Origin of the sequence: Rosenbergiella australiborealis (assembly GCF_018494035.1) — a bacterium.
Classification (GTDB): domain Bacteria; phylum Pseudomonadota; class Gammaproteobacteria; order Enterobacterales; family Enterobacteriaceae; genus Rosenbergiella; species Rosenbergiella australiborealis.
Map to the genome: position 1 here is coordinate 287,223 of NZ_JABBFO010000001.1, position 12,707 is coordinate 299,929.

Here is a 12,707-nt window from a genome sequence, read left to right on the forward strand (position 1 = left end):
ACGAACGTATAAGGAAAAGATAGAATGGCTAAAGGGCAATCACTACAAGACCCGTTTTTAAACGCTTTGCGTCGCGAGCGTGTACCTGTCTCAATTTACTTGGTGAACGGTATTAAACTTCAAGGGCAAATTGAGTCTTTCGATCAGTTCGTCATCTTATTAAAAAATACTGTTAGCCAAATGGTCTATAAGCACGCCATTTCAACAGTTGTGCCATCACGCCCTGTCTCTCACCATACTAATGCACCAGGTAGCAGCAATTATCATAATAATGGAACTGCTGGTACGGGTTCACACCATGATGGCGAGTCTGCAGAGTAATTTTCTTTCGACCAGGGGGTTTAGGCTCTCTGGTTGTCCACCTTTTAGTGAGGTTCTCGCTTGTTTGAGCGTTATGATGCCGGCGAACAGGCCGTCTTAGTTCATATCTGGTTTTCTCAAGATAAAGAAAGTGAAGATTTGCAAGAGTTTGAAACTCTCGTTTCTTCCGCGGGGGTTGAAACCCTTCAAGTTATTACGGGAAGTCGTAAATCCCCACACCCCAAATACTTCGTTGGCGAAGGTAAAGCTGAAGAGATCGCTCAGGCGGTAAAAGCGACCGGTGCAAGCGTTGTCATTTTTGATCATGCTTTGAGCCCTGCTCAAGAGCGAAATGTAGAACGATTATGCGAGTGTCGGGTTATCGATCGCACAGGCTTAATCTTAGATATCTTTGCGCAGCGCGCCCGAACGCACGAAGGCAAGCTACAAGTTGAATTAGCGCAGTTACGCCATTTAGCGACCCGTTTAGTACGAGGATGGACCCACCTTGAACGCCAGAAAGGCGGTATTGGCTTACGCGGCCCGGGAGAAACACAGCTCGAAACGGATAGGCGTTTATTACGTAATCGAATTACGTTGATTCTTTCTCGATTACAGCGTGTCGAAAAGCAACGTGAGCAAGGGCGACAAGCACGTGCAAAAGCGGATATTCCAACAGTTTCGCTAGTGGGTTATACCAATGCTGGGAAATCTACGCTCTTTAACAGTATAACCTCTGCCGACGTTTATGCTGCTGATCAGCTCTTTGCCACACTCGATCCGACATTACGGCGATTGGCGGTCACAGATGTGGGTGAAGTTGTATTAGCCGATACGGTCGGCTTTATTCGTCACCTACCGCACGATCTTGTGGCGGCATTTAAGGCGACGTTACAAGAGACACGTGAAGCGACACTGTTATTACATGTGATTGATGCCGCTGATCTCCGGGTCAACGAAAATATCGATGCGGTCGATGAAGTGCTCGCCGAAATTGAGGCGGATGACATCCCGACTCTTCATATTATGAATAAGATCGATCAATTAGAGGGTTTTGAACCGCGTATTGATCGTAATGAAGAGGGAGTGCCTATTAGAGTATGGTTATCCGCCCAAAGTGGTGTCGGTTTATCGTTACTTTGGCAGGCGCTTTCTGAACGCCTTTCAGGCGAGATTGCTCAGCATACGCTTTGCCTTCCACCGGAAGCAGGGCGTTTGCGTAGTCGTTTTTATCAGCTTGATGCTATTAGAGAAGAATGGAATCAAGATGACGGCTCAATCGGCTTACATGTTCGTTTGCCGATCGTTGAATGGCATCGCTTGGGTAAACAGTATCCTTCATTATCAAGCTACGTTATAAAATAAGTTTTTCGGCCCCTAGTTTGGGGCCTCCACAATGTCACTAAATGGAGATTAGTATGATGTGGAAACACCCGGGTAATCAGGAAACCCGATACCGTCCTCTCGCGCACAATAGCGGCGCTGATTCTCAACATGCAAGTTTACAACATGGCCCGCCGGATCTGGATAAACTGATTCGTCACTATCTGACGAAATGTTTTTTCCGCGTAAAACACCGTCATGGAGGTACCCCCCCGTTAAACAATAAAAACTATCTGCTTTTAGTGTTACCTATCGTCATCGTCCTATCTGGCCTGTGGTTTGTAAGCGGTTTCTATACAATTGGTGAAGCAGAACGTGGCGTCGTCACACGATTAGGAAAATTTCATCACTTAGTTCAGCCTGGTCTTAATTGGCACCCACCTTTTATTGACCGAGTGACGGCTGTCAATGTGGCCTCAGTGAAGGAATTGGCGACAACCGGCAGTATGCTTACAGCAGATGAGAATGTGGTACGAGTAGAAATGAACGTACAATATCGCGTAGTTGATCCAGAGCGTTATCTCTATTCCGTGGTTAATGCGGAAGATAGTTTACGCCAGGCGACCGATAGCGCGTTACGTGGCGTGATTGGACGGTCAACGATGGATCGCGTGCTAACAGAGGGTCGAACGGTGGTGCGTAGTGAGACTCAACGCGAAATCGAACAGACAATACTGCCTTATCAAATGGGGCTAGCGGTCTTGGATGTTAACTTCCAAGCCGCTCGCCCGCCTGAAGAGGTGAAGGCGGCTTTTGATGATGCGATTGCCGCTCGCGAAAACCGTGAGCAGTACGTCAGAGAAGCAGAAGCCTATGCCAATGAAGTTCAGCCTAGGGCCAACGGACAAGCCCAACGTATTCTTGAAGATGCCCGGGCATATAAAGCAAGAACGGTACTTGAAGCAGAAGGTGAGGCTGCCCGATTTAGTAAAATTTTACCGGAATATCGTGCGGCGCCTGCGGTCACCAAACAGCGCCTTTATATTGAAACGATGGAAAAAATTCTCGCAGGTACTCCCAAGGTACTTAATGGCCAGCATGGTAATACGGTAACTTTGCTTCCTTTAGATCAACTCTTCAAACGCCAAGAACATCCACCATCGGTGGGGTCATCCGAAAGTGAAAAAACAGAATTTGGCGTTGATGGACGGCACTTAGGAGATTTCTATCGCCAAGGAGGGCGTGATAATGAGTAAAGTCGTACTGGCAATCTGTTTAAGTGTGTTCGTTGTGTTATGCAATGCATGGTTCATTATTCCAGAAGGTGGCCGTGGCATTGTCGTTCGTTTTGGTAAGGTACTGCGCGATGAGCAAAGTATCCCTGTGGTTTACCAGCCGGGATTGCATGTAAAGTGGCCACTAGTCTCCACTGTTAAAATCTTGGATGCCCGTATTCAGACCCTAGATAATCAAGCCGATCGTTTTGTCACTAAAGAGAAAAAAGATCTGATCGTGGATTCTTATATCAAATGGCGAATCAGTGATTTTAGTCGTTACTATCTGGCTACAGGTGGGGGTGATCTATCACGTGCTGAACTATTGTTAAAACGTAAATTTAGTGATCGGCTACGTTCGGAAATAGGCAGACTTGATGTTAAAGATATAGTGACCGATTCGCGTGGACGGCTGACGACCGATGTGAGGGATACCCTGAATAAAGGCAGTGCTAACGTGGAACAGGATGAGAGCGATCTTGGTATGCCAACACAGGTTGATCCGGCCGAGGTTGATAATCTGCACGTCAACAGTATGGCTGCGTTAGGGATTGATGTTGTCGATGTACGAATTAAGCAAATTAACCTACCCGCAGAAGTGTCAGAAGCTATCTTTAATCGTATGCGGGCTGAACGTGAATCAGTAGCGAGGAGTCAGCGTTCGCAAGGTAAAGAGGAAGCTGAAAAACTGCGTGCTCAAGCTGATTATGGTGTCACTAAAACGTTATCTGAGGCACAGAAGCAGGCTTTAATTCTGCGCGGGGAAGGTGAAGCTGAAGCCGCTGCTATATTTGCTACAACCTACTCTCAAGACCCACAATTTTTTAGCTTTTTACGCTCACTCTCGGCCTATGAAAAGAGTTTTCAATCGAGTAATTCGTTGCTTTTTTTAGATGCTGATAGCGAGTTTTTACGCTTTATGAAATCGCCATAGCACTGTATTTAACTTTAATTCCGAGTAAACTAGAGGGCGGTGATGTTACCGCCTCTTTTTTATGTCAAGGAATCCTCATGCATTCAGCGATATGGACAGCCGTTTCATTGTTTTTAATTGTGGAAGGACTTGGCCCAATGTTACTGCCTAAGGTCTGGAAAAGAGGTATCATTACTCTTATTAGCTCACCAGAAAAGTTATTAAGGCGCTTTGGTGGTGCCTTTGTGGTGGCAGGGTTAGTAATATTTTATATGGTAAATAAGTAGACAGTTGAGTGATCGTGCTAATTACTGTTTTTTTTTGGTGAAAAATTAAGGTGTTAAGAAAAAAGCGAATTTCGACTATTAAAAAAGCTGAAACCGATAAAAGCTGGTGGTAGAATCCATTTTTAAGCAATCAATGGTTTTAGAAAATGGGTAATAATGTTGTCGTACTTGGCACCCAATGGGGTGACGAAGGCAAAGGTAAAATTGTAGATTTGCTGACTGAGCGTGCAAAGTATGTCGTCCGTTATCAAGGTGGACACAATGCAGGTCATACGCTTGTCATCAACGGTGAAAAAACCGTTCTTCACTTAATTCCTTCAGGTATCCTGCGTGATAACGTTACTAGTATCATCGGTAATGGTGTCGTGCTCTCTCCAGAAGCTCTGATGAAAGAGATGAAAGGCCTGGAAGATCGTGGTGTCCCAGTACGTGAACGTTTGCTGATTTCTGAAGCCTGTCCTTTGATCTTGCAATATCATGTTGCTATGGATATGGCACGTGAGAAAGCACGTGGCGCAAAAGCAATTGGTACAACTGGCCGGGGCATTGGTCCTGCTTACGAAGACAAAGTGGCTCGCCGTGGCTTACGCGTTGGCGACCTTTTTGATAAAGAAGGTTTTGCCGTTAAGCTGAAAGAAATTGTTGAATACTACAATTTCCAACTGGTGCATTACTACAAAGAACCTGCTGTCGATTACGACGCTATCTTAAATGATACTCTAGCGATGGCTGACATATTGACCTCAATGGTTGTCGATGTTTCAGACCTGCTCGATAAAGCGCGCTTACGTGGCGACTTTATGATGTTTGAAGGTGCTCAGGGTACGCTTCTCGATATCGATCACGGTACTTACCCTTATGTGACCTCCTCAAACACTACGGCGGGTGGTGTTGCGACCGGATGTGGTCTTGGCCCTCGCTATATTGATTACGTGCTGGGCATTGTCAAAGCCTACTCGACCCGCGTGGGTGCTGGTCCATTCCCGACTGAACTTTTCGATGATATCGGTGAATTCTTAGGTAAAAAAGGTAATGAGTTCGGTGCAACGACTGGACGCCGCCGTCGTACCGGTTGGCTGGATATTGTTGCAGTACGTCGTGCTGTGCAAATCAACTCTCTTTCAGGTTTTTGTCTAACTAAACTGGATGTTTTAGACGGTTTAAAAGAAGTGAAAATCTGTGTTGGTTATCGTTTACCGAACGGTAAAGAAGTTGATACTACGCCGCTAGCAGCAGAAAATTGGGAAGGCCTTACCCCGATTTATGAAACAATGCCGGGTTGGGATGAGACGACTTTCGGGGTAAAAACCCGTGACGGTCTGCCACAAGCCGCGCTGAATTACATTAAGCGCATTGAAGAATTAACCGGTATTCCTGTCGATATTATTTCTACAGGTCCGGATCGTAGTGAAACAATGATCTTAAGAGATCCGTTTGACAGCTAATGTTATAAGAATGGCCGGTCTTAAATCGGCCATTGTTTTTCTGACCTGCCTGATTAAATCTTCCTCGTATTGTTCCCTATGTATTGACCTGAAAACAAAAGGCCCGCACTATCGATATTGGTTTATAATTTTATTGGACCAATTATCTTTTTCTCCGGAATATTATTGGGATTGATGTGCAACTGACCAGTCTTACTGATAACAAGTTATGTACATTAATTTTCATGGTTAATTTACCCGTGGAATCCGCGAGATTAGTCACTAAAACGACTACGCATTATTTTATCCCTTATCAGCAGAGGGGCATCATGATTCCTAAGCTGAGTCGTGAAGCCTTTATTAAATCTAGCCGGCGAAAAACCAATCGAATTGGCCTTACTCGGCTGGTAAAACAGAACAATATCGGGGATGTTCTGGGCACTTTGAAATCCCGACAACAGGTTGATAGCGACCTTTGCTTAATTACATCGTCCTGTCATCTGAGCAGAGTACTCTCAAAAGCGATGAATAAATTTATTGCTAAGCGAGTGAGTGATACCTTGGTAGATATCGCGGGTGGCTGGAACTTAAAACGGATTTTCAATGTTGAAAATACCGTAGAGAACTTATTTTAAAGACATTGGAGGACCCTATGTCACAAGATCCTTTTATACAGCGGGAAACGGAAAAATATGAAAATCCGATCCCTAGCCGCGAGTTTATTCTCGCCCATTTAGAGAAGCGAGAAACACCTGCTCGCCGTGATGAGATTGCGGCAGAACTAAACATAACGAGCGAAGAGCAACTTGAGGCTTTACGCCGTCGATTAAGAGCGATGGAGCGTGATGGTCAGTTAGTTTTCACCCGTCGTCAATGTTATGTCTTACCTGAACGTTTAGATTTGATTCGCGGAAAAGTGATTGGCCACCGTGACGGATACGGTTTTTTGCGTGCAGAAGGCTATAAAGACGACTTTTATCTTTCTGCAGAACAGATGAAGCTCTGTTTACACGGCGATATTATTCTCGCGCAACCGATGGGAGCAGACCGTAAAGGTCGACGTGAAGCGAGAATGGTTAGGGTCGTGGAACCGCGTAATCCACAAATCGTTGGGCGTTACTTTACCGATGCTGGCGCTGGGTTCGTTGTCCCGGATGACAGTCGTTTAAGTTTTGATATCTTAATTGAAGCCGATCCTACTATGCAGGCTCGTATGGGTGCTGTTGTGGTGGTTACCCTAGAGAAACGCCCAACACGTAGAATGAAAGCGATCGGAAAAATTACTGAAATTCTTGGTGATGAAATGGGGACTAGCTTAGCCGTTGATATGGCGCTGCGTACTCATGAAATCCCGAATGAATGGCCGAGTGACGTCGATGCTGAAATCAATCATCTGAGTGAAGTTGTCCCGGAAAGTGCTAAACAGGGGCGTGTTGATTTACGTCAACTACCACTAGTCACCATCGATGGGGAAGATGCACGCGACTTCGATGATGCCGTCTACTGTGAGAAAAAACGTGGGGGTGGATGGCGATTATGGGTAGCGATTGCTGATGTGACTTATTATGTGCGTCCGGGAACGGCCCTTGACCACGAAGCGGAGAAACGAGGGACGTCGGTCTATTTTCCAACCCAAGTTGTACCGATGCTTCCAGAAGTTCTGTCAAACGGTCTATGTTCACTCAATCCTCAAGTGGATCGCCTCTGCTTAGTGTGTGAAATGACGATTTCAGCACGCGGTAAACTTACCGGTTACAAACATTACGAAGCGGTTATGAACTCTCACGCGCGATTGACCTATAATAAAGTCTGGTCAATTTTAGAAGGCGACGAAGCTCTGCGTGAACAGTACGCTGCTCGGGTTAACGATCTCGAGGAGCTTTACGCTATGTACCAAGTGTTGGAGACAGCACGTAGCCAACGTGGCGGTATTTCTTTTGAGACGGAAGAGCCTAAGTTTATTTTTAATGCAGAGCGCCGTATTGAGCGTGTTGAGCGTCTACGCCGTAACCCTGCTCATAAATTAATCGAAGAATGTATGATTTTGGCAAATATTGCCTCCGCACGGTTTGCCGAGAAATATCAAGAACCTGTGCTATTCCGTGACCATGACCGTCCGACAGACGAAAGTATTAAAAGTTTCCGTAAAGTATTAGGGGAACTAGGTTTAACACTTGGTGGGGGGAATAAACCAACGCCGTTAGATTATGCACAACTCCTCGAGGCGGTTGCGGAGCGTCCGGATGCAGAAATGTTACAAACCATGCTGCTGCGTTCTATGAAACAGGCGATTTATGATCCAGAAAATCGTGGTCACTTTGGTCTAGCCTTAACCTCCTATGCACATTTTACTTCGCCAATTCGTCGTTACCCTGATTTATTGCTTCATCGCTCACTCAAGTATTTGATTGCTAAAGCAGAAGGTCAGGCGGTTGAGACGGTTACCGCAGGGGGGGGCTGTCATTATGATATGCAGCAAATGTTACAACTGGGTCAGCACTGTTCATTGACGGAGCGCCGGGCTGATGAAGCAACCCGTGATGTGGCTGACTGGCTAAAATGCGACTTTATGCAAGACCAAGTTGGAAACGCGTTTACAGGTGTTATCTCTAGTGTAACCAATTTTGGCTTTTTCGTTCGTCTTGCGGATCTTTTCATTGATGGCTTAGTTCATGTATCAACCCTTGATAACGACTATTACCGTTACGACCAAATTGGCCAACGATTAACAGGTGAAGCCAGTGGGCAGGTATTCCGTCTCGGTGACACTGTTGAAGTTAGAGTCGATGCGGTACATATGGATGAGCGTAAGATCGATTTTGCATTGATCTCAAGTCAGCGAAAGGCCCGCGGCGAGGGTAAAACCGAAAAGGATCGCGCGAAGAAAGCAACCTCTGACACAGTAAAAAAACGTCGGAAGGGAGCGAAAAAAGCGAATTTCGAGCCAGACAGTACTTTTCGTGGAACGAAGCAAAAAGCCAGCGATAGCCATCCTAAAACGGCAAAGAAAAAATCTAAAAAAGTCTCTGAAAAAACCCGTAAAATAGCGGAAGCTACAAAAGCTAAACGTAGTGCGAAGAAAAGTCGCTCAGAATAAGAGCAAGCAGAATATGCTGGCAATGTTTTGTTGCCAGCCACCTCAAGGTAATTGATAGAAAAACTATGAGTGAAAAAATTTTTGGCATCCACGCGGTTCAAGCCTTACTGGAACGCCAACCTCAGCGCTTCCAACAGGTCTTTATCTTAAAAGGTCGTGACGATCGCCGCCTACAACCGTTGATTCAGCAGTTGGAATCACAGGGTATTACGCTACAAGTTGCTACTCGGCAATGGTTAGATGAAGCATCTGAAGGTGCTGTTCATCAAGGTATTCTCGCGTTAGTAAAACCTGGACGTCAATATCAGGAAGGGGACTTACCCGACCTACTTGAGAATATCGAGAAACCGTTGATCCTTATTCTCGATGGCGTCACTGACCCCCATAATCTCGGTGCGTGTTTACGGAGTGCTGATGCTGCCGGTGTCGCCGCTGTGATTGTTCCAAAAGACCGCTCCGCAGCGTTAAATGCCGTCGCCAAGAAAGTTGCATGCGGTGCAGCAGAAACGGTTCCGTTAATTCGGGTCACTAATCTGGCGCGAACCATGCGATTACTGCAAGAATATCATATCTGGATTGTTGGTACGGCCGGCGAAGCTGATCATACGCTTTATCAAAGCAAAATGACCGGGGGAATGGCTCTAGTGATGGGTGCTGAAGGGGAAGGTATGCGTCGCCTTACGCGCGAGCATTGCGATGAACTGATTAGTATTCCTATGGCAGGTTCTGTCTCTTCGTTAAATGTCTCCGTGGCAACAGGGATCTGTTTATTTGAGGCTGTACGTCAGCGTCAATAGCCGCAGGATTGAGCATTTTCTTTTTACGAGAAGATGCTTAGTCTTTTAATCTGTTCGGAGGGAGTTATCCATTTTAAGGTCAGTTTGCAAACGGCTAAATACGGCTCGATTATTCAGGTACACAAAATAGTTACACTTCTCTTATCGCATCCTCTATTTTCTCTATTTCTTAAAAACTCAATAAGTTTGAACCCTCTGATCGGTAAAGGGGAGAGCTTGCTTCATTATTGAGCAAAGTGTGTATGGTTCAGCCTCTTTTTTATACGGGGGGTTGATTTCATTATGGAATGATTTATGCATGTTTCTGGGTGCACTCTGTGGTGCTACTTTTTTGGAGCTTATTTTGAATCGTTCAAATCAATCCTTAACCCCGTTAGAGTCCACTCAACAGGCATTAGATTTTATTCATAGTGATTATCTCACCTCTGAGCAACTTGCTCTTCTCAATGAACTGACCATTAACGGCTTTCGCCAGCATATTAATCCGGGATTTTTAGAGTACCGCAAATCGGTCACCTCGGGTGGGGGATATGCTGCCGTTGAATGGCGTGCCACGAGTCTAAATACCCTAGCGGATACCCGTGGAAATGAGTATATCGACTGTTTAGGTGGTTATGGTATTTTCAGCGTAGGCCATTGTAACCCAACGGTCGTCGATGCAGTTGAACAGCAATTACATAAGCAACCCTTGCATAGTCAAGAATTACTTGACCCATTGCGGGCTTTACTCGCCCAGACCTTAGCGGGATTAGCGCCTGGTGAACTGAATTATTGTTTCTTTGGTAATAGCGGTACCGAGTCTGTGGAAGCAGCACTGAAATTAGCCAAAGTATATCAGGCCCCAAATGGGAAATTCAGTTTTATCGCTACCAATGGTGCCTTTCATGGCAAGTCATTGGGGGCGTTATCCGCCACCGCAAAACCTGTTTTTCGCGAGCCTTTTCAACCTCTCGTTCCTGGTTTTCACCATGTTGATTTCGGTGATATTGATGATATGCGGGCAAAAGTCGCTGAATGTGCGGCACGAGGAGAAGGAATTGCGGCGATTATTCTTGAACCGATTCAGGGCGAAGGGGGGGTTATTTTACCGCCGGATGATTATTTGCCAGCAGTACGAGCCTTATGTGATGAGATCGGGGCATTGCTCATTCTTGACGAAGTACAAACCGGTATGGGAAGAACAGGTAAAATGTTTGCCTGCGAACATTATGGTGTTGAACCCGATATTCTCTGCTTAGCCAAAGCACTGGGCGGTGGTGTGATGCCAATTAGTGCGACTATCGCCAGTAAGCGTATTTTTTCGGTACTTTTTGATAATCCGTTTTTACACACGACGACATTTGGTGGCAACCCAATGGCCTGTGCGGCCGCGTTGGCAACGATTAATGTCTTATTACGGGATGACCTTGCCCAACAGGCGGAGATTAAAGGGGAGTTTCTACTGCGTGGCTTACAAGAGTGTGCGAAGCGTTATCCACAGCTTATCGCAGAAGCCAGGGGTATGGGATTCTTACAAGCCTTGGAGTTTCGTGATAATGAAACCGGTTATGCTTTTGCGAGTGAAATGTTCCGTCGTGGTGTGTTAGTTGCGGGGACGTTGAATAATGCCCGCACTGTACGTATCGAACCCCCCCTAACGTTAACGCTCGAACAGTGTCAACAAGTTCTTGAGCATGTTGAACATGTGTTAGCTAAGTTATCCTCAATGGTGGAACATGTCTCGGTGACGGAGACATCGACATCAATGTTACATTAATCATCTCCCACCGCCTAATAGGCGGTGGGAGTCTTTCTTAGTGGCTAAAAACAAGCTCTCGTTTCGTCCACCAAAACCATACCATCCACCCTATACCGATAGCGGTCCATACCAAACCCAGTCGCATTGCATCTTGATCTAAGTTCAGCCACATTACGCCAACAGAAAGTATTCCCAAGACGGGAATGATCAGGTGAGTCACCCACTGCGTCACCGTGCGTAATTGTTTTTGTTGGATAGCATAATAGGCAATTACCGATACATTAACAGAAGTGAAGGCCACTAAGGCACCAAAACTAATCAGCGATACCGCTGTATCAAGGTTAAAAAAGACGGCCGACATCGCTAATGCCCCTACGAATAACACACAGTAGAGTGGGCAGCCTAGTTTGGGGTGGATATAGCGAAATTTAGCGATAGGGAAAATACCATCTCTACCCATTATGTGCAGTAAACGTGCGGCACTGGCATGAGAGGCTAAGCCAGAAGCGAATGTGTTAACAAGAATCGCTACTAAAAAGAGTGATTGGAAAAACTTGCCACCGACATATAGGACAATTTCAGGCATCGCTTCAGTGGGATTTTTAAAGGCGACGTTGGTCGGGAAGTAGAGCTGGGTAAACCAAGCGGCAACAAAGAAAATAAGGCCCCCAATCAGCGCCGTTAACATAACTGCTCGGGGAATAGTACGATGAGGTTGGTGAGATTCATCGGAAAGAGTAGTGACTGCATCAAATCCGAGAAAAGAAAAGCAGAGTACTGCCGCGCCACTAATCAAGGGCAGTAAAGTATGATCACCGTTCCACAGTGGTTGTAGTGTCCAAACTGCATCATTACCGTGCTGATGGCCAACACCTTGAATCACCAACCAAACAAATACCGCCATCAACAACACTGGGAGGCCGACAAATAAAAAGTTGAGGTTGGCCAGTAAGCGAATATTACGGCTATTTACCCAAGTGACTAAACTTGTGAAAGCAACAATCCATAGCCAAGATGGAATTTCAGGGAACAATGAACGCAGATAAATGCCTGCTAAAAGTGCATTAATCATCGGTAATAGCATGTAGTCTAACAGTGACGCCCATCCGACCAAAAAGCCCGCTCGGTTTCCACAGGTTTTTCGCGCATAGGTGTAAGCTGATCCAGCATTGGGGAAATTTTTAACCATTTTCCCGTAGCTAAAAGCCGTGAGTAAGACGGCGAAAAGCGCCAGTAAGTAGGCAAGTGGGACGCGACCTGAGGTCATCCCTGATACGATACCAAAAGTGTCGAATACCGTCATAGGTGTCATGTAGGCTATCCCGACAATGACGACCTGCCATAATCCTAAATTACGTTTATATGTTACATTTTGAGTCATTCAATACCACCTTGGACAAGATTCGATAAATAGTATTTAAGCAATTTCTATGCCCAGTGCTTAGTGGAGGCAGCGTAGAAACGAATTTTAGCGAGCTAAAATAGGCCTTTTTTCCAAGGAGTAAAGAATAAATAGACGGGCGAGATAAAGAGTCTTAGGTTGGGAAGATATAG

Annotated in this window: 11 protein-coding genes; 10 read left to right on the forward strand and 1 reads right to left on the reverse strand. The window is 45.7% G+C overall.

Annotated elements, in window-relative coordinates:
• Nucleotides 1–24: 24 nt before the first annotated feature.
• The 10 genes from hfq (at nt 25) to HGT73_RS01460 (ending at nt 11,171) form a co-directional block, all read left to right on the forward strand.
• Nucleotides 25–321 carry an RNA chaperone Hfq gene (gene hfq, locus HGT73_RS01415; protein WP_214211872.1) on the forward strand — a complete coding sequence of 99 codons (297 nt, stop codon included), beginning with the start codon at nt 25–27 and terminating at the stop codon, nt 319–321.
• 60 nt (nt 322–381) lie between these two features.
• Nucleotides 382–1,665: a ribosome rescue GTPase HflX gene (gene hflX, locus HGT73_RS01420; RefSeq protein WP_214211873.1), complete on the forward strand. Its 1,284-nt coding sequence runs from the start codon at nt 382–384 to the stop codon at nt 1,663–1,665.
• A gap of 53 nt (nt 1,666–1,718) precedes the next feature.
• Complete coding sequence (gene hflK / locus HGT73_RS01425) at nt 1,719–2,879, forward strand: FtsH protease activity modulator HflK (RefSeq protein ID WP_244968396.1); 1,161 nt, start codon at nt 1,719–1,721, stop codon at nt 2,877–2,879.
• Nucleotides 2,872–3,831 carry a protease modulator HflC gene (hflC, locus tag HGT73_RS01430; protein WP_214211875.1) on the forward strand — a complete coding sequence of 320 codons (960 nt, stop codon included), beginning with the start codon at nt 2,872–2,874 and terminating at the stop codon, nt 3,829–3,831. Before hflK ends, hflC begins: the two co-directional genes overlap by 8 nt.
• A 77-nt stretch (nt 3,832–3,908) precedes the next feature.
• Complete coding sequence (locus HGT73_RS01435; protein ID WP_214211876.1) at nt 3,909–4,097, forward strand: DUF2065 domain-containing protein; 189 nt, start codon at nt 3,909–3,911, stop codon at nt 4,095–4,097.
• A gap of 146 nt (nt 4,098–4,243) precedes the next feature.
• Entirely contained in the window at nt 4,244–5,542 is a 1,299-nt protein-coding gene (locus tag HGT73_RS01440; RefSeq protein ID WP_214211877.1) for an adenylosuccinate synthase, read from the forward strand.
• Between the two features lie 308 nt (nt 5,543–5,850).
• A complete protein-coding gene (locus tag HGT73_RS01445) occupies nt 5,851–6,156 on the forward strand; it encodes a helix-turn-helix domain-containing protein (RefSeq protein ID WP_214211878.1) in 306 nt (101 codons plus the stop codon).
• A 17-nt stretch (nt 6,157–6,173) separates the two neighbouring features.
• The gene (gene rnr, locus HGT73_RS01450; protein WP_214211879.1) at nt 6,174–8,618 is read left to right on the forward strand and encodes a ribonuclease R; all 2,445 of its coding nucleotides are present in this window, start codon (nt 6,174–6,176) and stop codon (nt 8,616–8,618) included.
• 65 nt (nt 8,619–8,683) lie between these two features.
• Nucleotides 8,684–9,415, forward strand: a complete 732-nt coding sequence (rlmB, locus tag HGT73_RS01455) for a 23S rRNA (guanosine(2251)-2'-O)-methyltransferase RlmB (RefSeq protein ID WP_214211880.1) — start codon at nt 8,684–8,686, stop codon at nt 9,413–9,415.
• A 343-nt stretch (nt 9,416–9,758) separates the two neighbouring features.
• Nucleotides 9,759–11,171, forward strand: coding sequence for a putrescine aminotransferase (locus HGT73_RS01460; RefSeq protein ID WP_244968397.1), 1,413 nt, complete (start codon nt 9,759–9,761; stop codon nt 11,169–11,171).
• 37 nt (nt 11,172–11,208) lie between these two features.
• Here the strand turns inward: HGT73_RS01460 and HGT73_RS01465 are convergent, their stop codons facing one another.
• Entirely contained in the window at nt 11,209–12,534 is a 1,326-nt protein-coding gene (locus tag HGT73_RS01465) for an APC family permease (protein ID WP_214211882.1), read from the reverse strand.
• Nucleotides 12,535–12,707 lie beyond the last annotated feature (173 nt).